The organism is Streptomyces sp. NPDC034043 (assembly GCF_055575675.1).
The window spans coordinates 1-25,068 of the sequence record NZ_JBVISF010000028.1; the positions used below are offsets into that span (position 1 = coordinate 1).

The following is a 25,068-nucleotide window of genomic DNA, read 5'->3' on the forward strand; positions in this document are numbered from 1 at the left end:
GCTCGGTCGCGAAGGTCATCAGCGTGGCGGGCAAGGCCGGCAAGCTGATCGACCCGATCACCTACATCGGCAAGGCCGGCTCCCTGGCGAAGCTGGAGATCGGTGACATGTTCGCCAATCTGGGCAAGGTCGACGGGGCCTTCCCCAAGCTGGACGACGTGGTGTGGAAGGACCTCCCCAAGGCCGACGCCCCCGGGGTGAAGTTCCCGCACCCGGACGACACGGTCCGCCTCCCCGACGACGCCCTCGGGCGCCCGCAGTACTTCGACAAGACGACGAACCAGCTGCTGGACCACAAGGGCCTGCCCAAGCAGGACCTCACCACCGTCCCCAAGGGCCCCGACCACCCCCTGGCCGAAGTCCCCAAGCGCGAGGAAGTCCCCGTCGGCGTAGGCGCCCGCCCCACGGACGTCACCACCCACACCCCGGGCGGGGTCGCGACCCACACCCCGGGCGGCATCGCGGACAACACCCCGCACAACAGCCACACCGAACCCGGCGGCACCGGCAGCACGCGCACCGACACGCCGACCACGGGCGGCCGTGGCGGTGACGGCGGCGGCATCCCGCACCAGGGCACCGGCGGCGCCATCCCCGACAACCTGGGCAGCGGCAGCGGCAGCGGCGTCCCCGACAACCTGGGCCGCGAGCCGGGCCACGGCAGCGGTACCGGCACCGGCAGCCACGGCGGCGACGGCACCGGCGGCAACGGCGACGGCCCGACCACGCCCGGCCACGGCGAGCGCCCGCCGCTCCCGCCGCACCGCGACAACCCGCACGACTACACGACCGCCGAGCGCAAGCAGATCATGGAGTACCAGGTCCACCGGGCGAACGACCCGACGGACGGGTACCGGCAGCAGTACTACAACAAGCTCGGTCACCGGCTGAGGGTGGTCCCCGACCACACCGGGCTCGTCCCGCCGCAGCTGGTCGAGGTCTCGCCGGGCAAGTGGGTCCCGAAGTCGGAGCTGCCGCCGCCGGTCCCGCCGAACTACCTGGACGACGCCAAGACGGTCGGGCACGACCACCCCACGGTCACCAAGGAGATGACCGAAACCCTCGACAAGGCGGCCAAGGAACGCTGGGACGCCATGCAGGCGGACAAGAAGCCGCACACGGCCTACGCGGAAGCCAAGGCGGCACACAAGGCGGCGCCCACCGACGAGACCCTGGCCGCGATGGAAAAGGCCAGGGCCGACCACAAGCCCTTCCACGAGGCCCTGTCGAAGAAGAGCGAGGCGTTCGGCGAGACCATCGCCCGCGAGCACGCGATACCGAAGGAGTTCCCGGGCGCCAAGGAGGAGAAGGTCTACGGGCCGGCCAACGGCAACGACCAGTTCGACCAGGTCTACAAGCACGGCGACCGGTACGTGGTGGTCGAGGCCAAGGGCAACGTCAACACCGAGCTCGGCGAGCGGCGCATCGGCGCCGACCGGGTGTCCCAGGGTACGCGTGCGTACTTCAAGGACATCCTCAAGCAGATGGAGAAGCGCGCCAAGACGGACCCGCGGGAGCAGGCGCTCTTCGACAAGCTCGATGCCGCCTTCCAGGCCGGCAAGATCGATTACGTGGTGGTCAAGGGCGCCGATAACACCGGAACGTACACCGGCCATACGATCCAACGGTTCGACATCAGCAAGTGACAGGGGAAGACATGACGGTCATCGTGGAAAGCCACACCGGCCCCGAACCTGAGAGCGCGGACTGGGTCAGGAGCCAGGACGAGCGGTTGATCGCGAGGATCGAGCACCTCTCCGTGCAGCCGGACACGCTCGACCGGGCTTGGGACAGCGTGGACCTGCACGTACAGTCCCGGACCCTGGTCGATCCGACGGCCGCCGAGCTGATGACCTGGGAGACGGTGGTCGACGCCGCGCAGCTGGGCTCGGCGCTCTTCCGTACGGCGGGAATGACCGAGGGCACGACGCAGTGCCGCATCCACCACGCGGTGCGCACCCTGCCCGCGACGGGGCCGAACCACGACGCGCGCGCCTCGGCGTGGCTCCAGGCGTTCTGGTACGCGATCATCACGCGCGACCAGCCGCGCATGACGGAGCTGTGCGAGCTGCCGCTCGACGTCCTGCGGGCCTCGGGCGCGGACCACGACGACTTCCTCTACCACTGGGTCGCCACCCTCCAGGCGTACTGGCTCAAGCGCCCGGAGCTGGTGGAGGAGCTGACGGCCACGTTCGACCGCTCCCACCCCGACATCGCCGTCATCGCGGGCCGCGAGTACGTCCAGCACATCGCGTACCCCCCGATCAACCTCTTCTACAAGTTCCTCCGCAAGGACGAAGAGGGCTTCCAGCAGGCGCTGGTCGAGGCCCTGGAACTCCACAAGCAGTACTGGACGGCCACGCCCGAGCGGGCCGAGGACATCGAGGGCCGGGTGCCGATCGCGATCCTCGCCGTCGCCTGCCTCGCCTACGACGGCGGCATCCCCGTCAACGTCGAGTCCCCGTACCTGCCCGAGCACCTGCTGAAGCGCTCCTGGCTCGGCGAGTTCGAGGTCTGATTCGACGGGCGGCATCCCTGTCCCCGAGCACGTGCCCGAGCGCTCCCGGACCGGGCGCGCCGGGGCGGGGCCGTCGTGGGCGCCTCGTACGCTGCCTCCGTACGCGACGCACAGGAGGCGGCCGAGATGACCGGTACGACGACGGCCGAGGTGATGGCCGAGCTGGCCGCGCTGGAGGACCCGAAGATCCGCGCCGTGAACGAGCGGCACGGCGACGACCACGGCGTGAACCTCACCAAGCTGCGCGCCGTCGCCAAACGCCTCAAGACGCAGCAGGACCTCGCCCGCGACCTGTGGGCGACGGGCGACACCGCCGCGAGGCTCCTCGCACTCCTGATCTCCCGCCCGAAGGCGTACGACCGGGACGAGCTGGACGCCATGCTGCGCGGGGCGCGCACGCCCAAGGTGCGGGACTGGCTCGTCGGCTACGTCGTCAAGAAGAGCCCGCACGCCGAGGAACTGCGGGCGGCCTGGTTCGCGGATCCCGACCCGGTGGTCGCGAGCGCCGGCTGGGCCCTGACCACCGACCGGGTGGCGAAGCGGCCCGAGGGGCTCGACCTGGCCGGGCTGCTGGACCTCATCGAGGCGCGGATGAAGGACGCCCCGGACCGCCTCCAGTGGGCGATGAACCACTGCCTGGCCCAGATCGGCATCGAGCACCCCGAACACCGCGCCCGCGCGATCGCCATCGGGGAACGCCTGGAGGTACTGAAGGACTACCCGACCTCCCCGGGCTGCACGTCCCCGTACGCGCCCACCTGGATCGCCGAAATGGTCCGCCGCTCAACCACCCGCTGACCACTTCCCCACACGGACGGCATGTCCGATTCGGTCAGTCACCAGCGTTTTCCGGTCCGACCTCTCCCGAATCGCATTTCGACTTTGGGTTCGCATCAGTCCAACCGGCAGACAGGGCTCGCGACCAAAGATCAATCTGCCGGGGGGCGGGAAAGCTGTGACGGATCACGTGCCGATCAACCCGTGCATGATCCCGCAGTTCACGGGGGACCTGGACGCCCTGGAACAGGACCGGACCGCCATCGCGGCCGCCGCGGGCACCTTCCGCGACGCGGGCGCGAACGTCAACAGCGAATTCCAGGGCCTGTCGGCCTTCTACTCCGCGCCGGAAGCCGCACAGCTCTTCGCCACCACCAACCCCGTGAGGACGCACAGCGACTTCTTCGCGGACCAGCTGGAAACCGCGGCGAAAGCCCTCGGTGAATTCGCTGCCGAAGCCCGGCCACTGGTAGCCCGACTCAAGCAACTCCAGGCCGAGGCAACCGCCTTCACGAACAAGATCACCGGCGACGCGCACTGGAAGGACGACAAGAAGAAGGTCGACGAGAACAACGACCTGATCCACGACGTCAACGCGGCCGCCGAGGCCTTCTGGGCAGCCGAGCGTGCCTGCGCCACCAAGATCCGCGCATTGTACGGCGCGCCCCCGCTGACCGCCGACGACGGCTCGCACGGCGCCAACATGTACGGCTACCGGGCCGCCGACCTCAACAAGGTCCAGGACCTGCCGTGGGGCTCGCAGCTGGGGCAGAGCCACCGCTGGTACGAGGTCGGCCACTGGGTGAAGTCGTTCGTCTGGGACGGCGTCATCATGGACGGCATCGTGGGCACCGTCCGCGGCCTGGGCACCCTCGTCGGCGTCGACGGCGCCGACGCCGCCGGACAGGCCTGGAAGGGCCTGGCGAAACTGGCGACCGGCCTGGCCATCACCACCTCCCCCGGCATGGGCGTCGTCTTCTGGAGCACCGACGACAAGGCCATGCCGGCCTGGCTCCGCGACTCGCGCAGCGCCATGAGAGAAACCGGCAAAGCGCTCGTCGCCTGGGACCAATGGGGCAAGAACCCGGCCCGCGCCGCCGGCACCGTCACCTTCAACGTCCTCACCACCGTCTTCAGCGGCGGCGCCGGCACCGGAGCCAAGACCGGCGCCATCGCCAAGACCATCAACGCGGCCGGCAAGGCCGGACGCCTCATCGACCCCATGACCTACGTTGGCCAGGCCGCGGGCAAAGCCGGCTCCCTCGCCTTCACCAAACTCAAGATCGGCGAGCTCTTCGCCAACTTCGGCAAAGCCGACGGAGCCTTCCCCAAGGTCGACGACGTCACTTGGAAGGACCTCCCGAAGGCCGACACCCCCGGCGTCACCTTCCCCCACCGCGAGAACACCGTCCGCCTCCCCGACGACGCCCTGGGCCGCCCCCAGTACTACGACAAAACCACCAACCAGCTCCTGGACCACAAGGCCCTGCCCAAACAGGACCTCACCGCGGTCCCCAAGGGTGCAGACCACCCCCTCGCCGTGGTCCCCACCCGCCACGAAGCCACCGTCGGCGCCCCCAACACCCACGCGGCCGGGGGCGTTACCCACAGCCAGGGCGGCCTGCCGGAGCACACTCCTCACAACAGCCACACCGAACCGGGCGGTGGTGGAAGCACAGGCCACGGCAGCACGGACACCACCCCAACAGGCGGACACACCGACCACAAGGACACACCGTCCATGGAAGGCCACGGCCAAGGCGCCTCTACGGGTGGCAGTGGTCCCGGCGGAATAGATCACGGCGGTTCGGATGGCAACATTAGGCGGCCAGCGGACGGCAGTGCAGACAACTGGCCACCCCACGAGGAGCCTCGGCCTTTCGAGCGCGGTGGCGAGACGGAACGGCGGATCCGAAGGAACCTGACCCCTGGTCTTCCAAAGCCTGAAGACCTCGAGAGGGCGCTCGATAATTTGACTGCCAACGCCGCAGGTCAGGAAGTTGCTGACCTGATCGCGTCGGGGAAGTTCAATGGCATGACGAACTTCGAACAGGTCGTAGGAAGTTTGAGTCACACGGACAGAATGGACGGCGGCATCGAACAGCTCCGCCTTGCGAACCGACTCTACGACAGCGGCACCAGAGACATCAGCTTCGAGATCAAGGACGGCGTCGAGATCAAGCCGGGGGTGGTGACCGGACCGGACACCGACATGGACGTCATGGCTCGTGGCGCCGATGGGAGGATATACGGGTATCAGTTCAAGGAGATCACGAACCCTAAGAAGGTCATCGACAAAATATGGAAGGCCAACGATCAGCTCCTCAACTGTGGTGCTGACGTCAAGGTCTTCGTTGTCGACACTAAGGGAAGCGTGGCGGACATGCTGGCGTCCGGTATCGAGAAAAAGCTCGCCAGAATACACGCCAAGTATGGTTTCATCATCGTACTTCGTGTCGAGGATGGGATGTTCATGCACCCACCCGGCGCTCGCTTCATGCCAGGAGGACGGCCTTGATTGCCAGCACACCCGTCGCACGGTGGTCGTGGGGAGAGTTCGGCCACGACACCGACCTCGTCCGCGAGGCCGTCCGCCGGTTCTTCGCGGCGCTCGGAGTGCTTACACGACACCGCCTGGGCACCCCGCACGACGGGCACGTGGCCGTAACGGTGCCCGAGGTGGGCGGACGCAGCCAGTTGCTCCGCGCGAGCTTCCCCATCCACGCGCTGATCGCGGAAGTCGAAGAAGGGTCGCAGCTCACCGAGACGCTGGCAGAGCAGATCAAGATGAGCATCGCCCCCGGTGAGATCGCGGGTGTGCAACTGTACGCCTCGTGCGACGGCATGGTGGATGAAGAGAGCGGCGCTGAGGCGGCCGAAGGTCTCTTCACTTTGACTGCCCACGTATCCGAGGAGTACTTCAACGTCGGTCTGACGACCTTCTCTGACGCATGGATGCCGTTCGATCTACGGAGCCGCCTACAGGAAGCCGTTTTCACAGCGAACCGGCCCCGCCTGGCCTCCGCCCTCGCGGAGATCGCCGAGGCGCTCGACCTGGAGACCGACCCCGAGGACCCCACCTGGTTCGGCATTCCGACGGAATCGGGGGTCGAGAATTACTACGAGGACGACGGATCCCCACGTGACGTGTGGGGAAGCTTCGAGATCCCCTACCGGAACCGAATCTTCACCCAGACCCCAAAGTTCAAGGCCGGGTACGCGCGACGGGTATCCGGACCTGTGAGGTACCTCCCGGTGATGGGACCCCAGGAGGTCCTTGGGTACCTGTGGGCCTCCGATGCCGAGGGCGCGGCCAGTTTCGCGCCGCGCGACGCCGCCGACCTGGACGCCTACCGCGCCGGGCTGGTCTGGCTGGACCGTCTGCAGGCGGCGTACGACCGGGGGCTGTCCCCGAGCGCGGCCCTCGCCGAGCTGGGCGGGTGCCCCGGTGACCCCGTGGCGGGACGGCCCGAGGCGGACGCGGCCGTTGAGGCCGGGGAGTTCGGGGAACTGGCGCTACTGGCTCTGGAATAGGCGCGCGCATTGCCTGTCGAATAGCCGTCCCGTCCGCCCGTTCGCGCGGCTCCTCCGATGCACGTATGGTCTTTGTCGCGTACGGCCCCACCCTTCGGGCCGGGCAGAGGGAATCGGAGTCTCGCCATGGACAAGAAACCCGCCCTTCAGGAATGGCATGACGGGGGCCGTACGAATGCGCTCGAGCTTGCCCGCATGCTGGATGTACCTGTCGATGCTTACGGGAGGGACCCCGCCGCCCTGATTCCCGCCCTGCAGAACTACGTGGAGCGACTGCCGTACGACGAGTTCGAGCAGTCCGACTGGATAACTTTGCATGTGGACTTGACGTCACATCTCGCTGACGTCCTGATTCGACGTCACGGAGCCGCATGGCAAATCGCAGACGATTCAGCGGGCCCCCTCGGATACAGGTACGTCATCGAAGCCACGGGGCTGGACGGCGCGGTACACCGAATAGACCCGAGCGATGTGGTGGCCAATGAATTTCGGGAGCTGCCCATCACCATCTGTTAAGTAGCTGCCGACGACAGTGCCCTTAACGTCGTTAAGCTGTCAAGCGTGGCTACCCGCAGAACCCCCAAGCTGGACAAGAAGCAGGCCGTCGAGACCTCCCTCCGTCTGCTGAACGACCTCGGCCTCGACGGGCTCAGCCTGCGCGCCATCGCCAAGGAGCTCGACGTCCAGGCACCCGCCCTGTACTGGCACTTCAAGAACAAGCAGGAGCTCCTCGACGAGGTGGCGACGGAGATGTACCGCCGGATGACCGCCGACGCCGCCCTCCCCCCGGACCTCCCCTGGCAGGACCGCCTCCTCGCCGCCAACCGCGGCCTGCGCGCCGCCCTGCTGCGCTACCGCGACGGCGCGAAGGTCTTCAGCGGGTCCCGCTTCACCGGCACCGAGCACGCCATCCGGATGGAGGAGCACCTGCGCGCCCTCACCGGCGCCGGGTTCACGCTCCCCCAGGCCGTCCGCGCCACCACCACGGCCTACCTCTTCACCCTCGGCTTCGTCACCGAGGAACAGGGCGTCGAGCCGCTCCCCGGCGAGCGCCGCGAGGGCTACGACGTCGCCGAACGCGCCGAGCGCCTCGCCGCCTTCCCCCTGTCCGCCGAGGCCGGAGCCGACCTCTTCCAGGACTACGACCAGGGCTTCGAGGAAGGCCTGCGCCTCGTGGTCGCCGGCATCGAGGCCCGGTACGCCCCCCGCCCCCACGGAGCCGCCTGATGGCCGGGCGCGACTACGGCTTCCTCGTCGCGGCGAAACCGGACCCGGCCGCCCTCGGCCCGGTACTCGACGCCGTCTTCGCCGTCGGCGAGGGCGCCGTCGAGGTCGGGCTCGAGGGGACGGCCGACGGCTGGCGGTGGGACACCCCGGTGCAGTGCGGGATCACGTGGTTCGGGCCCGGGGACATCTCCTGCCAGCTCCTCCTCTACGCCGGCCCGGCCGTCCCGGACCCGCCGTCCGACGAGGCCGTCGGGCGGGCCCTGGCCCGCGGCCTGGGGGCGGTGGTGCTGACGGACCACCCGGGCACGCCGTGGCTCTACCGCGTGTTCACCCCCGGCGGCGGGTCCACCTGGGCCGCCATCGAGGACGTCGACGGGATCGACGCCCCCGCCCTCCGCGTCACCGCCACCCAGGCCCGCGTCGACGCCTTCCCCGACGCCGCCGTACGCGGACTGCCCGAGGCCGTACGCAGCGTGCCCTTCGCACCCCCGGGCACCGACCCCCGCCTGTGGCGCTGGACCGACCTGATCGGCCGCATGGAGGCCGGGTGGGCGCCGCTGCGCTGGTACGGGGCCGGCATGTACGCGGAGGACCTCGACGCCCGGGACGCGCTGCGCGACCTGGAGGGCGATCCCCGCCTCGGAGCCCTCGACGCCCGCTTCCGGGCCGTGACCGTGGACGACGGCGGCGAGGAGACCGGCGCGGACCCGGCGACCGCGCCCTGGTACCGGCTCCGGCGGCCCGCCGTACTGCCCTGGCGGGTGCTGGCACCCGCCGACCCCGACGCCGCCGACCGGCTGTGGGAGTGGGTCCGTGACGGCGCCTCGGGCGGGGAGGACCTCATGGGCCTCGACTTCGGCGGGGCGGTCCTGGACGGCGCCGACCTCACCGGGTCCTGGGCCTACGACGCCCGGCTCACCGGCGCCCGCCTCGTCGGAACCTGCTTCTACCGCGCCCACCTCAAGGGAGCCGACCTCAGCGGCGCCGACGCCACCGGCGCCTGCTTCGTACGGGCCGACCTGGACGAAACCGTCCTGCGCGGCACGGTCCTCGACGGCGCCGACCTCGCCCGGGCCGAGCTGTACGGCGCCGACGCGCGCGGCGCGAGCCTGCGCGGCGCCCGCGTCCTGGGCGCGGCCCTGCTGGGGACCGACCTGCGCGGGGCGGACCTCAGCGGCGCGGTGCTCCAGGAGAACGGCTTCAAGGTGGTGCTGGACGACAGCACCCTCGTGGCGGGCCTGACCGGAACCGTCTTCGGCCCGGCGGAACACATCACCCCGGACGGCACCCGCACCACCCTCGCCGGGGCGGCCCTGGAGGACTGGCTCGCCGCACGCGGAGGAACCGTACGCGTCATCCCACCCCGCCGGCGGCCCGGGCCCTGACCCGCATCCTCGTCCCCCGGCATGAGCTGCCCGATGGTCTGCGAAGCCATGCCGAGGAGCTCGACCAGAGCACCGCAGAGGACATCCGGCGGCTGGAGTCGTCGCAGGCGGGCCCTCGGCCCCCTGGCCATGGCCTGCCTGGCGCGCGATGCGGGATTCCCCCTGACCGTCGAGTCCGAGTACCTGCCGAAGCACCTCGTCGCGCGCAGCTGGGCCGGCGAGTTCGACACCCTGAGTACGTAGTCAGGCTCCGGGGAAGCGCAGGAGGCCAGAAGCCGCGTCCGCGGTGATCGGCTCCGGGGTGATGTCCTCGTAGAAGCGCAGGGTGCCGAGTGGGGCGTCCGGGGTGGTGAGGTGCGGGGTCAGGGCCGTGAGGAGGGCTTCCGCGTCGGGGAGGCACTCGGCGTGGATCTCCTGGCGGGCCGTGAGGGTCCAGCCGTGCGGGGTCCGGGTGAGGCCTGCGGAGCAGGTGCCGCCCACGCGGTACGCCGGGCCGCGCTCCGCCAGCACCCTGAAGGGCGGGGGCACGTACTCGTCCTCGTCGGCGTCACCCCCGTCGTCGTACGCGTCATCCTCGGGATACGGCGCCATGTGGTCACGGATCAGCGCGAGCACCGGCTCCGGTGTGGAGCCGTCCAGCTCCAGCGCCAGTTCGAGGGCGTACAGGTCGGCCATGCGGCCGAGCCTACGCCCAGGAGACCTGCGGGTGGCGGCGTGCGGTCGTGCGCGCCCCGAGCGCGGCACGGCAGCCGCCACCCCACGACCCGCACTCGTCAAGGCACAGGACCCTTGGCGTCCCCTCGCGACGAATCGCTCACCACCAGGGTGATCAACGGGTGACGAACCGTCAACACCTCGTTAGAGGTACACGCTCGGTTCCCGCATCCGCCCACAATTTTTCGGAGCCCCGTCCGCGGCCTCCGCCGCCGCCCGGTCGATCTCGCACCAGATGCGTTTGCCCGCGCCCTCGCGCTGCCAGCCCCACCGGTCCGCGAGGCCGTCCACCAGCTCCAGGCCGCGCCCGCCGGTGTCCTCACCGCCCGCCTGCCGCCGGGCCGGGGCGCGGTCGCTGGCGTCGGCCACCTCGACCCGTACCCCCGGTCCCCCGAACAGCATCCGCAGCACGGCCGGGCAGCCCGTGTGCACGACCGCGTTCGTGACCAGCTCGGAGATCAGCAGGATCAGCGTCTCGGCGAGCGGCTCGTCGTCCCCTATTCCGGACCCCGCCAGCCGGGACCGCGCCCACCGGCGCGCCCGGCCGACCTCGGCGGGGTCCGGTCCTACCTCCAGCTGCACCTGAAGCACCTGCACCGCTCACACCATCCGACCCGGCGGACACTTCGCCTCGCGACAGGATGGGATCACCGACCGTGACCCCCTTGCCCAGCAGCATGGTTGACATACAGTCACCACAACAAGCGCTTCGGGCATATTCCAGCGCGAAGGAGTAGGCGTGGTGCATACTGTGCGACGCTCGCGCCGCTCAACCGCTCGCATCGTCGGAGCGTACCGTGGCACGCCCCCGCCTCCGGGCCGCATCGAGCTGGGCGAAGGACACAAACCGATATCAACTCTCTGTAATCGGACGCGTGTCCCGCACCGTCCTTCCCGTGCCCTTCCGTACCCTCCCGCGGCGTCTCCTAACACGCCCTGTAACGCGCCCTTTGACGCGTCCTGTGACACGTGCCGCAACGCACTGCCACCGTCCCGGACCGCTCACCCCGCGGCGTCCGGCGACACCGCCTCCGCCAGCAGCGCCTCCGCCAGCAGTTCCTCCGCCCGGTCCGCCGTGCGCCACTGCTCCGCCCGCACCCAGGCCCGCTTCAGGTGCAGGTGCACGTCCGCCTCCCACGTGAAGCCCATTCCGCCGTGCACCTGGAGGCAGTCCCGCGCCCCCCGCACCGCCGCCGCGTCCGCGAGCAGCTTGGCGGCGGCGGTCTCGGCGGGGTCGCCCGTCACCGCCGCCGCGTAGACCGCCGTACGGGCCACCTCGGCCCGTACCAGCATCCGCGAGCACAGGTGCTTGACGGCCTGGAAGCCCCCGATGGGCTGCCCGAACTGCTCGCGCTGCCCCGCGTACCGCACCGCCAGCTCCACCGTCCGCAGCGCGCTCCCGACCTGGAGGGCCGCCGTCAGCAGCGCCCCCGTGTCGCGGAATCCGCCGGGGAGCACCCCGTCGGCCCGCCACAGCGGGGTCAGCGGGTCCGCCGAGCGCACCGGCACCCCGGCCGGCACCTGCGGCATGCCCAGCACGGCGTCGGCCTCCCCCAGGTGCGCCACCAGCGACCCGTCCAGGTCGAACGCGGTCACCACCGCCTCCCCCGTGGCAGCCCCCGGCACCACTCCGGCGGCCAGGTGGGTGGCGACCAGCGGCCCCGGCAGCAGCACCCGCCCCGCCTCCTCGAAGACCAGCACCGCCTCCGGCAGGCCGAGCCCGACCCCGCCCTCGGACTCCGGCAGCCGCAGCGAGAAGAACCCCGCCCCGCCCAGCTCCCGCCACAGCCCCCGGTCGACCGGCACCGGCGCCGCGTCCACGGCCGACCGCAGCGCCTCGCGCCCGTACCGTCCGGCGAGGAGGTCCCGGATGCCCGCCCGCACGTCCCGCTGGTCCTGCGTCAGCCGGAAGTCCAAGCCCGCTCACCGCCCCTTCGGCAGGCCGAGGATCCGCTCGGCCACGATGTTGTGCTGGATCTCGGTGGTGCCCGCCGCGATGGTGTACGAGAGCGACGACAGACGCTCCGCCGTCCACTCCGCCTCCAGGGACAGGGATTCCGCTCCCAGGACCGCCGCGGCCGCCTCGTACAGCTCCTGCCGCGCGTGCGAGTACGCCAGCTTGAAGACGCTGCCGCCCGCGCCCGGGACGCCGCCCGAGCGCTGTGACTCGCTGACGTTCCACTGCGTCAGCCTCCACAGGGCCCCGAATTCCCCGTGGAGCCGTCCGAGGGTGCGGCGTACGACGGGATCGTCCCAGCGCCCGTTCTCCTTCGCGGCCCGGGCCAGCCGGGACAGGGTGCGCCGGCAGGCGACGACCTCGCCGACGAAGGCGGTGCCGCGCTCGAAGGACAGGGTCACCATCGTGACCCGCCAGCCGTCGTTCTCGGCGCCGACCCGGTTCTCCACCGGCACCCGCACCTCGTCCAGGAACACCTCCGCGAACTCCGCCGACCCGGCGAGGGTGCGCAGCGGCCGCACCGTGACGCCGGGCGCGTCCATGGGCATCGCCAGCCAGGAGATCCCCCGGTGCCGGGGCGCCGCCGGGTCGGTGCGCACCAGCAGTTCGCACCAGTCGGCGATCTCGGCGTGCGAGGTCCAGATCTTGGAGCCGGTGACGACGTACGCGTCCCCGTCGCGCACCGCCCGCGTGCGCAGGGAGGCCAGGTCGGATCCGGCGCCGGGCTCGCTGAAGCCCTGGCACCACACCTCGTCCCCGCGCAGTACCGGCGGCAGCCAGCGCGCCCGCTGCCCGGGGGTGCCCTCGGCGGCGATCGTCGGGCCCGCGTGCAGCAGGCCGACGAAGTTCGCGCCGACGTACGGGGCCCCCGCGCGCTCGGTCTCCTCCAGGAAGATCAGGTGCTGGGTCGGGGTGGCGCCGCGTCCGCCGGCGTCGACGGGCCAGTGCAGGCCCGCGTACCCGGCGTCGTACAGCCTGCGCTGCCAGCCCAGGTCGTACGCGCGCCGGCCGGGCCAGTCGTCGGGGGAGGGCCTGGCGGGCAGTCCGGGGAGCACCTTGGCGAGCCATGCGCGCAGCCTGGCCCGGAACTCCCGCTCCTCCTCGGTGTGGGCGAGGTCCATCAGCGGTCCCGGTCGAAGGACAGGCCGAGCATGCGGATGGCGTTGCCGCGCATCAGCTTGTAGACGGTTTCCTCGTCGAGGTCCTTGACGTGGTCGAGGGCGACCTCCTTGGTGTGCGGGAAGGTCGAGTCGACGTGCGGGTAGTCGGTCTCGAAGGTGGCGTTGTCGCGGCCGACGACGTCGAGCGAGGCGATGCCGTGCTTGTCGCGGAAGAAGCAGCAGTAGATCTGCCGGTAGTAGTAGGTGGACGGCGGCTCGGGGATGAGGTCGCGCACCCCGCCCCAGGCGCGGTGCTCCTGCCAGACGTCGTCCGCGCGCTCCAGCGCGTACGGGATCCAGCCCATCTGGCCCTCGCTGTAGGCCAGCTTCAGCGCCGGGAACCTCACGAGGACGCCGCTGAAGAGGAAGTCCATCATCGAGGCCATGGCGTTGTTGAAGCTCAGCGCGGCCTGGACGGCGGGCGGGGCGTCGGGGGAGGCGGCGGGCATCTGGGACGAGGACCCGATGTGCATGTTCACGACCGTGCCGGTCTCCTGGCAGACGGCGAAGAAGGGGTCCCAGTACCCGGAGTGGATGGACGGCAGCCCCAGGTGGGTGGGGATCTCGGAGAAGGTGACGGCCCTGACCCCGCGGGCGGCGTTGCGGCGGACCTCGGCGACGGCGAGCCCGATGTCCCAGAGCGGGATGATGCACAGCGGGATGAGCCGGCCGCCGCTGTCCCCGCACCATTCCTCGACCATCCAGTCGTTGTACGCGCGGACGCAGGCGAGGGCCACTTCCTTGTCCTTGGCCTCGGCGAAGGTCTGACCGCAGAAGCGGGGGAAGGTCGGGAAGCACAGGGAGGCCTCGACGTGGTTGAGGTCCATGTCGAGGAGCCGCGCCGCGGGGTCCCAGCAGCCGCGCCGCATCTCCTGGCGGGTGATGCCCTCCAGGGTCATGTCGTCGCGGTCGAAGCCGACGGCGGCGATGTTGCGCTTGTACGGGAACTTGAGGTCCTCGTAGATCCACCAGTCGGTCGGCGGGCCGTCGGGGTCCATGGAGATGACGTACTTGCCGCCGGTGTACTCCAGCTCGCCGATCCCGGCGGTGAGGGCCTTGGGTCCGCGGTCGCGGTACTTGGCGGGCAGCCACACGTCGAAGAGGTGGGCGGGCTCGATCACGTGGTCGTCGACGCTGATGATCCGAGGCAGTTCCAGGGCCATGCGCTCGCGCTCCTTCACCCAAATCTGATGCATCGTCAGAAACAAGCTAGCCCCGCCACCCCTGGACCGACAAGCGGCGGCGCCCTACGCTCTGCCCTTGATCTGACTTACCGTCAGGTCTGGTGGGGTGACGCGCCCAGGGGAGGACCGGGATGACGACGGAAACGACCACGGAGACGGCCGGGGAAACGGCGGCGCGGGCGGCCGTCGCCACCGAACTCAGCCGGTCCGCGACCCTGTGGGAGCTGATCGCCCGCCGGGCCGGCCTCACCCCCGCCGCCCCGGCCCTCGTCGAGGCCGCCGAGGACCCCGCCGCCGACCGCACGCTCACCTTCGGCGCCCTGCGCGAGCGCGCCGAACGCGTCGCCGCCGGCCTGTACGGCATGGGCGTGCGCCCCGGCACGGTCGTCGCCTGGCAGCTGCCGACCCGCATCGAGACCGTCCTGCTCTCGGCCGCCCTCGCCCGCCTCGGCGCCGTCCAGTCCCCCGTGATCCCCTTCTACCGCGACCGCGAGGTCGGCTTCGCGCTGCGCGAGTCCAAGGCGGAGTTCTTCGCCGTACCCGGCTTCTGGCGCGGCTTCGACCACACCGCGATGGCCCACCGGCTCGGCGCGCGCGGGATCTTCGAGGCGTACGGCGGCCTCCCCGACGACGACCCGGCCGTACTGCCCCCGCCGCCCGCCGACGGCACCACCGTGCGCTGGATCTACTGGACCTCCGGCACCACCTCCGACCCCAAGGGCGTCCTGCACACCGACCGCTCCCTGATCGCCGGCGGCTCCTGCCTCGCCCACGCCCTGCGCCCCACCGCGGCCGACGTCGGCTCGATGGCCTTCCCGTACGCGCACATAGGAGGCCCGGACTACCTGGTGATGCTGCTGCTGTACGGCTTCCCGGCGGTGCTCTTCGAGAGGTTCGCGATGCCGGACGCGCTGGAGGGCTACCGCCGCCACGGGGTCACCATCGCCGGCGGCTCCACCGCCTTCTACTCCATGTTCCTCGCCGAGCAGCGCAAGGACCCCGCCACCCCGCTCCTGCCCCGCCTGCGGCTGCTGGCGGGCGGCGGCGCCCCCAAGCCCCCCGAGATCTACCACGCGGTGGTCCGGGAGCTGGGCTGCCGGCTCGCCCACGGCTACGGCATGACCGAGGTCCCGATGATCACCATGGGGTCCCCGGACGACACCCCGGAGAACCTCGCCACCACCGAGGGGCGCCCCCCTCAGGGTATGTCCATCCGCATCACCGCCCCCGACGGCACCGTCCTGCCCGCCGGCACCGACGGTGAGGTGCGGCTGCGCGGCGAGGCGGTCTGCCAGGGCTACCTGAACCGGCCGGACACCGGCGAGGAGGCCTTCGACGCCGACGGCTACCTGATCACCGGCGACCTGGGCCACCTCACCCCTTCCGGCCACCTCGTCCTCACGGGACGCAGCAAGGACGTGATCATCCGCAAGGGGGAGAACATCTCCGCGAAGGAGATCGAGGACCTCCTCCACCAGCTCCCCGGCGTCGGTGACGTCGCCGTCATCGGCCTGCCGGACGAGGAGCGCGGCGAACGCGTCTGCGCCGTCGTCGAGCAGCCGCACGGGGCCGCGCCGCTCACCCTGCCGCAGGTCACGGCGTACCTGCGCACGCAGGGACTCGCCCCGCACAAGCTCCCCGAGCAGCTGGAACTGGTCGACGCGCTGCCCCGCAACGACGCCCTGCGCAAGGTCCTGAAGTACAGGCTGCGCGAGCGGTACGCCTGACCGCGGCGCGGCTGCTGGCACCAAGGTGTCAGGCCCCTTGGTGCCGGTCCGGAAACCTTCCCCGGGGGTTCCCGGCCGAGCAGGATGGTGATCACCGGAACGGCGGCGGGAACGAAACCCGAAGCCGGGGCCACCAGGGGCAGCACGCCTCCCCGGCCCGGACATCCGCCGTCCCGGATCCACCGGAAACCGTCGTCAGCCAGGGGGCACCGCCATGTCGAAAACCACTCCGAGTACCGCCGCCGCCATCCGCGCGGACCGCACCATCGGGTGGGACTGACCGGCATGCTCCTCGTCCGGCTCCCCCTCGTCAGCCACACCGGGGCACCCGGTACGGACAGCGGGGCGAGCCTGCTCCAGGACGCACTCTGGGCCCACGCCGGCCCGCAGCACGCCCTCGAGCACGTACGGGTGCGCCCCCTGCCGGAGGGGATGAGCGTGGCCCTCTTCGTCCGGGCCGAGAACGACACACAGGCCCGTGAGAAGGCCCGCGCACTGCTCACCACCGTCCTCGGGACGGGTGCGGCCCGCTACTACTCACTGGGCCCGCTGATCCCGAACTGACCGGCCCCCACAGCCTTCACCGCCGCTCCGACCGCTGCTCCTGCAGGGCAGCTGTCACCCGCGGCGACCTGCCACCGCGCCCCGCCCTCCCCCGTCCCCGGGACTCACGGCGACGGCGCGGCCCGGCCCGACCCACTCCGCGGCACCGCCGCACACACACTTCCCCGGCCCTGACGCCTCGGGCCGCCATGTCCTCTTGGAGACACACCATGACCTCGCGCCGCTCCTCCCGCATGCTCACCACCGCCCTCACCACCTTCGTGGCCGCCCCGATGCTGGCCGTCGCCCTGCCCGCGGTGACGGCGCACGCCGAGTCCCAGACGGTCGCCTCGATCGCCCGCAACGAGGTCGGCGGCACGTGCGGCGACTACAACTGCCAGTACCCGACCGCCTGGTGCGCCGAGTTCACCAGATGGGTGTGGAACAAGGCCGGTGCGAACACCTCGGGCATCAGCGCCGCCGCGGTGAGCATCTACCAGTACGGCAAGAACAAGGGGACGCTGCACAGCACCCCGCAGGTCGGTGACGCGGTCCTCTACGACCGGGACGGCAACCTGAACGACGGTGAGGCCGACCACGTCAACATCGTCGTCGCGGTGTCCGGTGACGACATCCAGACGGTCGGCGGCAACGAGAGCGGCGGCGTGCGCTTCCGCAGCTGGTTCAACTGGAAGACCAACTCCAGCCCGGTGGGCGCCGGCCGGGCGCTGGCCTTCGTCGGCCCCTCGGGCCTGCCCGAGACCTCCACGACTCCGGTGAGCAAGGCCGGCGACCTCTTCCACGCCACCCGCCTGTCCGACGGCAGCTGGGAGGGCTTCGCACCGCTGAACGGCTTCGGCGGCGCGGCCTTCTTCAACGCCTCGCAGGAATCCATCGCCGCGACCCCGGACGGCTCCACGCAGACCCTGGCGACCGGCAACGACGGCAAGCTCTACCACACGGCCCGTTACGCGGACCGTTCCTGGACGGGCTGGTCCCCGCTCGCCGGCTACGAAGGCGCCGCCGGCTTCATCGCCAAGGACCAGGCCATCACGGGCATGGCCAGCGGTGACGCCCAGGTCATGGCCATCGGCAACGACGGCCGCATCTACCACAACGCCCGCTTCGTCAACGGCACCTGGCAGGGCTGGGCCCCCGTCGGCGCCTGGCAGGCCAAGAAGATCGCCACCGCCGGCCTCGCCGACGGCAGCATGCAGACCCTCATCGTCGGCAACGACGGCAACCTCTACCACGCCATCCGCGCCACCGACGGCACCTGGACCGGCTGGAACGCCGTCGCCGGCCTCGGCACCGCCCCCACCTTCCAGGCCGGCCAGATCGCCATCGCAGGCCTCCCCAACGGCGACACCCAGCTCCTCGCCACCGGCAACGACGGCCTCGTCTACCACAACATCCGCCTCGCCAACGGCACCTGGCAGGGCTGGGCCAAGGTCGACGGCTACGGCGGCGCCCCCAGCTTCGCCGCCACCAGCCTCGCCATCACCGGCATGCCCAACGGCGACACCCAGATGCTCGCCGTCGGCAACGACGGCAAGACCTACCACGCCGCCCGCTACGCCGCCGGCAACTGGCAGGGCTGGTGGGCCACCGGAATGGGCGCCCAGAAGGTCGCCATCGCCGGCCTCTCCGACGGCAGCGCCCAGATGCTCGCCACCCGCAACTGAGCACAGGGGCCGGCCCACCCCCACCGGTGGGCCGGCCCCCGCCGCGCCGCCCGCGCCGCCCGCGCTCCCGCCCTTCCCGCCCGCAGCAGAGAGAGACCCTTCGCGATGTCCCGCAACGCCCGCCGTCCCCGCCTCTCCGTCATCACCGCCACCGCGCTCGCAGCCATCGCCCTGTCGACGGCCGGAGCCGGCTCCGCGCAGGCCGCCTCGGTCGCCACCTGGGACAAGGTCGCGCAGTGCGAGAGCACCGGCAACTGGAGCATCAACACCGGCAACGGTTACTACGGCGGCCTCCAGATACTGAAGAGCACCTGGGACGGCTTCGGCGGACGGGCCTACGCGGCCTACCCCCACCAGGCCACCAAGCAGCAGCAGATCCTGATCGCGGAGAAGATCCTCGCCGGCCAGGGCGCCGGAGCCTGGGGCGGCTGCGGCTCGGCCGCGGGCCTGGCCTACGACCACGCCGACCCGTACCCGGGCGACACCGCCGCACCGGCACCGGTCAGCAAGGCCGGCGACGTCTACCACGCCAGCCGGATGACCGACGGGAGCTGGACCTCGTTCCAGGCGCTGAACGGTTACGGCGGCGCGGCCTTCTTCAACGCCTCGCAGGAATCGATCGCGGCGACCCCGGACGGCTCGACGCAGACCCTGGCGACCGGCAGCGACGGGAACCTCTACCACACGGCCCGTTACAGCAACGGCACGTGGACCGCCTGGGCGCCCCTGCCCGGCTACGGCGGTGCGGCGGCGTTCGGCGCGAAGGACCAGGCGATCACGGGCATGGGCAGCGGTGACGCCCACGTCATGGCCATCGGCAACGACAGCAAGATCTACCAGAACACCCGCTTCAAGAACGGCACCTGGGCCGGCTGGACCCCCGTCGGCGCCTGGCAGGCCAAGAAGATCGCCACCGCCGGCCTGCCCGACGGCAGCACCCAGACCCTCATCGTCGGCAACGACGGCAACCTCTACCACGCCACCCGCTCCGTCGAGGGAACCTGGACCGGCTGGAACGCCGTCGCCGGCCTCGGCACCGCCCCCACCTTCCAGGCCGGCCAGATCGCCATCGCTGGCCTCCCCAACGGCGACACCCAGCTCCTCGCCACCGGCAACGACGGCCTCGTCTACCACAACATCCGCCTCGCCAACGGCACCTGGCAGGGCTGGGCCAAGGTCGACGGCTACGGCGGCGCCCCCAGCTTCGCCGCCACCAGCCTCGCCATCACCGGCATGCCCAACGGCGACACCCAGATGCTCGCCGTCGGCAACGACGGCAAGACCTACCACGCCGCCCGCTACGCCGCCGGCAACTGGCAGGGCTGGTGGGCCACCGGAATGGGCGCCCAGAAGGTCGCCATCGCCGGCCTCTCCGACGGCAGCGCCCAGATGCTCGCCACCCGCAACTGATCCCACCACCCCGTACGCGGCTCCGCTCCCACGGAGCCGCGTACGCGTGCTCCTACAGCCGGCTCAGGGACGCCGCGGCGAACAGCACGTCGCGGATCGCCTCGCGGTCGCCGGTCTGGCCGACGGCGGCCTCCTCCGGGGAAATGTGCCCGGCGGTGAGCTGGCAGAACTCCAGCCCGTCCAGGGCGACTTCCGCCACCGTGTGCTCCCGCGAGGGCTTGGCCGCCGGGGAGTCCAGGGCGATGTCCCAGGCGCCGCCGCCCGCGCCCTCGATCTCCAGGTGCAGGGTCCGCCCCGGAGCGCCCGCCGCGACGAGGCCGCGCGCCGGTGCCGCCAGTCCCGAGCGGCGCCGGCCCGCCAGGGCGCCGGGCAGCAGCCGCGCCGCGAGGTCGATCATCCGGTGCAGGTTCGGCCCCGACGGCGGCTCGTACGGGTAGTCCACCGCCTCCGCGATGTCCCAGGCGTGCACCCAGCACTCGAAGGCCCGCTCCAGGAAGGCGTCACCCAGGGGCAGGGCGAAACCCCCGTAGTCCACGGCCAGTTCGGCCACGCCCCGGCCGGCGAAGGACACGGTACGGACCAGCGTGTGCCCCTGGGACCGCCACGGTTCGCGGACCTGCCGGGTGACGGGGTGGGGGGAGGAGTTCCAGAAGTGCTCGGTGCGGTCCGTGGGGCCGACCGGCGGTGCCTGGGGACCGAGCGGGTCGTCCAGCCCCAGCGCGGTGGCGATCAGCCCGTCCACCGTGAGCAGGTGCCCGATCACCCCGGCGACGGTGGTGCGGTGCGAGCGCCGGCGTTCCTCCTCGAACCACTTCAGCCGCACCGGGGTGTGCCACTCCGAGTCGCCGAAGTCCCGCAGCAGGGCGTCCAGGCGCGCCGTCTCCGTGTCGTACGGGGCCGCCCACGCCGGTACGGGGATGCGGGCGGGGCGCTTGCCCAGGCAGTCCTCCAGCACGCGCGAACGCAGCAGCGGTTTGAGGTCGAGGCTCTCCTCGGGGTGCAGCAGACCCACGGCGTCGCGCAGCCGCAGCGCCTCCTCGGCACAGGGCGCGCACTCGGTGAGGTGGTCCTCGACGGCCTGGGTCTCCTCGGTGGAGCAGGCGGCGAGCGCCCACGCGCCGAGCAGGGACTTCAGTACGGCGTGGGAGGGCGGTGCGGGCGGCAGCGCCTCGGGGGCGTTCAGGTCGTCACCGGCCGCGCGGGGACCCGGTATCCGTGCGCGACCGCCCGTCTGCCGCTCGTAGGCGTCGTCGGGGGTGTCTTCGGAAGGTCCGGTCATCGGGGAGTTCCGTATCCGCGTGGGCCGTATCCGGGCGGGGCGGTGTCCTCCCTGGGGAGGACGTTGGCGGTCGACAGCAGCTGGAGGCCGAGCCGCAGCCTGCGCCGGGCCTCGTCCTCGCTGATCTGCAGGTCGGCGGCGGCCTGGCGGTAGTCGCGGCGCTTGAAGTACGCCAGCTCCAGGGCGGCCCGCAGCGGCGCGGGCATGGACGTGACGATGTAGTCCGCACGGGCGGCCGCGTTGGCGCTGCGCACCTTCTGTTCGAGTTCCTCGCGCGAGCCCCGGCCCAGTTCGGCCTGGCGCAGCCGGGCGACGGCCTGGCCCTGGGTGATCCGGGCGACCCAGGAGCGCATGGAGCCCTGCTTGGGGTCGTAGGCGTCCGGGTTCTCCCAGATGTAGCCGAAGACCTCGCGGGTGATCCGGTCCGCGGCCTTCTCGTCGCCGAGGACGCGGTGGGCCAGGCTGTGGACCAGCGAGGCGAATCGGTCGTAGAGCTCCCCCAGCGCCGCGGCCTCACCGCGGGCGAGGCGCTGCTGCATGCGACGGTCCCAGCGCGGTGGAACGTCCTTCGCCATCATGCCTCCAGCCGTGTGTCGACCCGTCAAATGTAGTGGGCATCGGACGGATCGCGCCGGTTTTGCGAGAACCTCGCCCCGCCGCCGGGACGCCCGTGCTAGGCGGCGCGCTGGTACAGGCGTACGCGCCCCGGCGCGCTTCCCGTGCGCGGGTTCGATGCGGCCACCTCCTTGACCGCTTCGCTTAACGCGCAGGCCACCGAGGCCTTACGCTCCTGCCTGTCTTGATCTGCACCCCAACCGCACACCAACGCACACGTGAAGGCGGAAGCCGAACATGGACAGCGCAGAGTACGAGCGCAAGATCGCCGCTCGATTCGCCACCTTCGACCAGGACGGTTCCGGCTACATCGACCGGGAGGACTTCAGTACGGCGGCGAGGGCCGTGCTGGCCGAATTCGGTACGGCCGCGCGCTCGGACAAGGGTCAGGCGGTCTTCAGCGGCGCCGAGGCGTTCTGGCAGGGCATGGCCGGGATCGCCGACGTCAACGGCAATCAGCGCGTCTCCCGCGAGGAGTTCGTCACGGGCGCGGCGAAGCGGCTACGGGACAACCCGCGGCGGTTCGCGGAGATCGCCCGGCCGTTCCTGGCCGCCGTGATCGCGGTGGCGGACGAGGACGGCGCGGGCGCGACCCCGGCGGCGGCGGCCCGCGTGCTGCGCGTCCTCGGCACCGAGCCGGGTCTGGCCGCGCAGGTGGCGGGGGCCCTGGACACGGACGGCGACGGCCGCATCTCGGAGGACGAGATCCTGGCCGCCTTCGCCGGCTACTGCGGCGTCGACCCCGACGCCTGAGCCGGGACGCCGCCGCGCGACGCCGGCCCGGCGCCCCGCGCCCAACGCCCCACCGCCGCCCGGGGTCACCGCCCCGGGCGCTGTCGGGGCCCGCTGGTAGCGTGCGCTTCCGGCCGGGACGATCACACGAGGAGGCGGCGGCGTGCGGGACGTACGGGAAGTGCAGCGGCACTCGGTCGGGGAAGAGGGGACGGCCAGGGCGCTCGACGGCATCGCCGTGCGGACCTGGACGCGCTACGACCGCATGTACGCCGACCCGGCGCCCGAGCGGCTGCGCGAGATGGGCGACGAGCTCCTCGACCACGTCGCCGCCCGCACCGCGGTGGACGGCCGGCTCGACGGGACGGCCCGCGAGGCGCTGCTCACCGCCGCGCAGTGCGCCCTGGGCGTCCTCGGAATCGGCTGTTTCCCGGGCGGCGACCAGGAGGTCCCGCTGCCGCTCGTCAACGAGACGGCGAGCAGCGAGGACTTCGACTTCCGCGGCGCCGTCACCGCCGCCCCCACCGCCCGCACCTGGCTCGACGCCTTCGAGGCCGCGGTGGTCAGCGGACTGGTGTGGGACTGGCGGAAGGTGAGCGGCCTGCTGCTGCGCGACGACTACGCGCCCGCCCTGCGCGACGGGGTGCCCTACTCGCCGCACACCTCGCGGTCGGAGCCGTCGGACCTCGCCGCGATGGACGCCCTGTGCGGCTACCTGGCCGCGAGCACCGGCCACCGGCCCGGCGACTGGCCGACCGTGCCGCTGTGCAAGCCCGACGCCGCCACGCGCGCCGGGGCGGCCCGCCGGCTGGACGACGCGGGACCGCTGACCGCGGACCAGCGGCTGCTGCGCGTACTCCTCGACGACGACCGGGCGGCCTTCGAGGAGGCCCTCGCCGACCGGCTCACGGCCCACCGCGCGAGCGCGGAGGCGGAGCCGGACCCCGCGCCCCGGACCCTGCTGCCGCTGGGGCCGCTCGCCCTGGCCGCCCTCGCCGTCCAGACGCACCGGTGGGAGCTCGGCGTCCGCTCCGGCTACCTGCCGCCCGAGCTGCTGGGCTCCGCCGACGCGATGGACCGGGCGGCGCGGACCGAGGTGAACCGGCTGGGCGGCTGGGTCGCCGCCGACGCCCCCTGAGGGCGCGCGGGGGCACCCGTACGGCGTGCCCCGCGTCCGCCGGGCCTAGGCGAAGACGACCGTCCGCGAGCCGTTGAGCAGCACCCGGTGCTCGCTGTGCCACTTCACGGCCCGTGCCAGCGCCTGGCACTCCACGTCCCGCCCGATGGCGACGAGCTGGTCGGGGGTGACCTCGTGGCCGACCCGCTCGACCTCCTGCTCGATGATCGGGCCCTCGTCGAGGTCGGCGGTCACGTAGTGGGCGGTGGCGCCGATCAGCTTCACACCGCGCGCGTGCGCCTGGTGGTAGGGCTTCGCGCCCTTGAAGCTCGGCAGGAAGGAGTGGTGGATGTTGATGATCCGCCCGCTCAGCTCCTTGCACAGGGTGTCCGACAGCACCTGCATGTACCGGGCGAGCACCACCAGCTCGACGTTCTGCTCGCGCACCAGCTCCAGCAGCCGCGCCTCCGCGTCCGCCTTCGTCTCCTTGGTCACCGGGATGTGCACGAAGGGGATGTCGTACGAGCCGACCAGCTCGGCGAAGTCGGTGTGGTTCGAGACCACGGCCGCGATCTCCACCGGCAGCGCGCCGATCCGGGAGCGGAACAGCAGGTCGTTCAGGCAGTGCCCGAACTTCGACACCATCAGCACGATCCGCATCCGCTCGTCGGAGCGGTGGATCTGCCAGTCCATCCGGAAGGAGTCGCCGATCGCGGCGAAGCTCGCGCGCAGCTTCTCCACCGTCACGGCGGGCTCGGCCTCGAAGTGCACCCGCATGAAGAAGAGCCCGGTCTCCCGGTCTCCGAACTGCTGGCTGTCCACGATGTTGCAGCCGGTCATGAAGAGGTAGCTCGACACGGCGTGCACGATGCCCTGCTTGTCGGGGCAGGAGACGGTCAGGACGTACTGGGCCTGGGCCTCGGCCCGGGGCTGTGGGTGTTCGCTCATGACGGCACAGCCTTTCACACCACGCGGGTCAGCGTTTTCAGCACGTCGACGGAGCTCGGCCGGTCGTCCGGGTCCTCCCCGTCCGCCGTCGACATCCGTACGTGCGCCTCGCGCGACGCCCGTACCGCCTCGGGCCAGTCCTGGTGGCCGAGGTACGCGGACACGGGCGCGTCGGGGCCGACCTGGTGCAGGATCCGCAGCACCCGCAGGACGGCGAGGTCGACCAGGGCCGCCTCCTGCGCGTCGCGGAAGATCGTGCCGACGTACTTGTCCGCGGACCAGCTGTCGAGCCACGTGTCCTCGACGAGCCGGTACACGGCGTCGGTGACGTCCCCGTACCCTTCTGCGCCCGCCAGCCAGACCTCCTCCTGGAACACCGGGTCGGAAAGCATGTGCAGCGCCGAGCGCACGTTGCTGCGCCAGCGCCACCACGGCATGTCGTTGAGGGGCATGCCGCCCATGGTGGAGGAGCGGCCGCCGCGGCGGGAAGAGTTCTTCGAACCTTGGGCGAATGTCACGCTTTCGATCGTACGTTCCCCTCACCTGCGATCTTGAA

The 25,068-nt window shown here is 71.6% G+C and carries 23 protein-coding genes and 1 pseudogene; 15 read left to right on the forward strand and 9 right to left on the reverse strand.

Going from position 1 to position 25,068, the window contains the following annotated elements; genetic code table 11:
• The 9 genes and pseudogenes from ACZ51S_RS33460 to ACZ51S_RS33500 all read left to right on the forward strand — a co-directional run.
• Positions 1-1,646 (forward strand): annotated as a pseudogene (locus ACZ51S_RS33460) (hypothetical protein); the annotation flags it as partial.
• 11 nt (positions 1,647-1,657) lie between these two features.
• Complete coding sequence (locus tag ACZ51S_RS33465; RefSeq protein ID WP_468803725.1) at positions 1,658-2,518, forward strand: immunity 49 family protein; 861 nt, start codon at positions 1,658-1,660, stop codon at positions 2,516-2,518.
• 126 nt (positions 2,519-2,644) lie between these two features.
• Positions 2,645-3,316 carry a DNA alkylation repair protein gene (locus tag ACZ51S_RS33470; protein WP_468963024.1) on the forward strand — a complete coding sequence of 224 codons (672 nt, stop codon included), beginning with the start codon at positions 2,645-2,647 and terminating at the stop codon, positions 3,314-3,316.
• A gap of 187 nt (positions 3,317-3,503) precedes the next feature.
• Positions 3,504-5,813 carry a hypothetical protein gene (locus tag ACZ51S_RS33475; protein WP_468963025.1) on the forward strand — a complete coding sequence of 770 codons (2,310 nt, stop codon included), beginning with the start codon at positions 3,504-3,506 and terminating at the stop codon, positions 5,811-5,813.
• A complete protein-coding gene (locus ACZ51S_RS33480) occupies positions 5,810-6,829 on the forward strand; it encodes a hypothetical protein (protein WP_468963027.1) in 1,020 nt (339 codons plus the stop codon). The genes ACZ51S_RS33475 and ACZ51S_RS33480 overlap by 4 nt, the downstream gene beginning before the upstream one ends.
• Positions 6,830-6,955: 126 nt before the next feature.
• On the forward strand, positions 6,956-7,345 hold the full coding sequence (locus tag ACZ51S_RS33485; RefSeq protein ID WP_468479850.1) for a hypothetical protein: 390 nt from the start codon (positions 6,956-6,958) through the stop codon (positions 7,343-7,345).
• A gap of 45 nt (positions 7,346-7,390) precedes the next feature.
• Complete coding sequence (locus tag ACZ51S_RS33490) at positions 7,391-8,056, forward strand: TetR/AcrR family transcriptional regulator (RefSeq protein ID WP_468803721.1); 666 nt, start codon at positions 7,391-7,393, stop codon at positions 8,054-8,056.
• Positions 8,056-9,441, forward strand: a complete 1,386-nt coding sequence (locus tag ACZ51S_RS33495) for a pentapeptide repeat-containing protein (protein ID WP_468803720.1) — start codon at positions 8,056-8,058, stop codon at positions 9,439-9,441. The genes ACZ51S_RS33490 and ACZ51S_RS33495 overlap by 1 nt, the downstream gene beginning before the upstream one ends.
• 48 nt (positions 9,442-9,489) lie before the next feature.
• Positions 9,490-9,684: an Imm49 family immunity protein gene (locus ACZ51S_RS33500; protein WP_468479847.1), complete on the forward strand. Its 195-nt coding sequence runs from the start codon at positions 9,490-9,492 to the stop codon at positions 9,682-9,684.
• Here the strand turns inward: ACZ51S_RS33500 and ACZ51S_RS33505 are convergent, their stop codons facing one another.
• The 5 genes from ACZ51S_RS33505 to ACZ51S_RS33525 all read right to left on the reverse strand — a co-directional run bounded on the left by ACZ51S_RS33505 (position 9,685) and on the right by ACZ51S_RS33525 (position 14,435).
• Positions 9,685-10,116: a hypothetical protein gene (locus ACZ51S_RS33505; protein ID WP_468479846.1), complete on the reverse strand. Its 432-nt coding sequence runs from the start codon at positions 10,114-10,116 to the stop codon at positions 9,685-9,687. It abuts the gene before it with no gap.
• Between the two features lie 183 nt (positions 10,117-10,299).
• A complete protein-coding gene (locus ACZ51S_RS33510; RefSeq protein ID WP_468479845.1) occupies positions 10,300-10,752 on the reverse strand; it encodes an ATP-binding protein in 453 nt (150 codons plus the stop codon).
• A gap of 405 nt (positions 10,753-11,157) precedes the next feature.
• Positions 11,158-12,072, reverse strand: a complete 915-nt coding sequence (locus tag ACZ51S_RS33515) for an acyl-CoA dehydrogenase family protein (RefSeq protein ID WP_468963029.1) — start codon at positions 12,070-12,072, stop codon at positions 11,158-11,160.
• 6 nt (positions 12,073-12,078) lie between these two features.
• On the reverse strand, positions 12,079-13,233 hold the full coding sequence (locus tag ACZ51S_RS33520; RefSeq protein WP_468803718.1) for an acyl-CoA dehydrogenase: 1,155 nt from the start codon (positions 13,231-13,233) through the stop codon (positions 12,079-12,081).
• Positions 13,233-14,435, reverse strand: coding sequence for an amidohydrolase family protein (locus ACZ51S_RS33525; RefSeq protein ID WP_468889350.1), 1,203 nt, complete (start codon positions 14,433-14,435; stop codon positions 13,233-13,235). The genes ACZ51S_RS33520 and ACZ51S_RS33525 overlap by 1 nt, the downstream gene beginning before the upstream one ends.
• Before the next feature lie 152 nt (positions 14,436-14,587).
• Here ACZ51S_RS33525 and ACZ51S_RS33530 point away from each other — a divergent pair, with 152 nt between their 5' ends.
• From ACZ51S_RS33530 to ACZ51S_RS33545, 4 genes are all read left to right on the forward strand, one after another.
• A complete protein-coding gene (locus ACZ51S_RS33530) occupies positions 14,588-16,183 on the forward strand; it encodes an AMP-binding protein (RefSeq protein ID WP_468963031.1) in 1,596 nt (531 codons plus the stop codon).
• A 270-nt stretch (positions 16,184-16,453) separates the two neighbouring features.
• Entirely contained in the window at positions 16,454-16,747 is a 294-nt protein-coding gene (locus tag ACZ51S_RS33535) for a hypothetical protein (RefSeq protein WP_468963033.1), read from the forward strand.
• A 209-nt stretch (positions 16,748-16,956) separates the two neighbouring features.
• Positions 16,957-18,411: a DUF8189 domain-containing protein gene (locus ACZ51S_RS33540; RefSeq protein WP_468963034.1), complete on the forward strand. Its 1,455-nt coding sequence runs from the start codon at positions 16,957-16,959 to the stop codon at positions 18,409-18,411.
• A 105-nt stretch (positions 18,412-18,516) separates the two neighbouring features.
• Positions 18,517-19,821: a transglycosylase family protein gene (locus ACZ51S_RS33545; protein WP_468963036.1), complete on the forward strand. Its 1,305-nt coding sequence runs from the start codon at positions 18,517-18,519 to the stop codon at positions 19,819-19,821.
• Between the two features lie 52 nt (positions 19,822-19,873).
• On the opposite strand, the gene ACZ51S_RS33550 is transcribed toward ACZ51S_RS33545, so the two are convergent.
• Both ACZ51S_RS33550 and ACZ51S_RS33555 read right to left on the reverse strand, forming a co-directional pair.
• The gene (locus ACZ51S_RS33550; RefSeq protein ID WP_468803715.1) at positions 19,874-21,100 is read right to left on the reverse strand and encodes a zf-HC2 domain-containing protein; all 1,227 of its coding nucleotides are present in this window, start codon (positions 21,098-21,100) and stop codon (positions 19,874-19,876) included.
• On the reverse strand, positions 21,097-21,675 hold the full coding sequence (locus tag ACZ51S_RS33555; protein ID WP_007265652.1) for a sigma-70 family RNA polymerase sigma factor: 579 nt from the start codon (positions 21,673-21,675) through the stop codon (positions 21,097-21,099). Before ACZ51S_RS33555 ends, ACZ51S_RS33550 begins: the two co-directional genes overlap by 4 nt.
• A 277-nt stretch (positions 21,676-21,952) precedes the next feature.
• Here ACZ51S_RS33555 and ACZ51S_RS33560 point away from each other — a divergent pair, with 277 nt between their 5' ends.
• Both ACZ51S_RS33560 and ACZ51S_RS33565 read left to right on the forward strand, forming a co-directional pair.
• Entirely contained in the window at positions 21,953-22,468 is a 516-nt protein-coding gene (locus tag ACZ51S_RS33560; RefSeq protein WP_388945976.1) for an EF-hand domain-containing protein, read from the forward strand.
• Between the two features lie 142 nt (positions 22,469-22,610).
• Positions 22,611-23,585 (forward strand): immunity 49 family protein, encoded by a 975-nt coding sequence (locus tag ACZ51S_RS33565; protein ID WP_468479865.1) that lies wholly within the window; start codon positions 22,611-22,613, stop codon positions 23,583-23,585.
• Between the two features lie 45 nt (positions 23,586-23,630).
• Here ACZ51S_RS33565 and purU read toward each other — a convergent pair whose 3' ends face one another.
• A complete protein-coding gene (gene purU / locus ACZ51S_RS33570) occupies positions 23,631-24,512 on the reverse strand; it encodes a formyltetrahydrofolate deformylase (protein WP_388945982.1) in 882 nt (293 codons plus the stop codon).
• 14 nt (positions 24,513-24,526) lie between these two features.
• Positions 24,527-24,973 carry an SCO4402 family protein gene (locus ACZ51S_RS33575; RefSeq protein ID WP_388946019.1) on the reverse strand — a complete coding sequence of 149 codons (447 nt, stop codon included), beginning with the start codon at positions 24,971-24,973 and terminating at the stop codon, positions 24,527-24,529.
• Positions 24,974-25,068 lie beyond the last annotated feature (95 nt).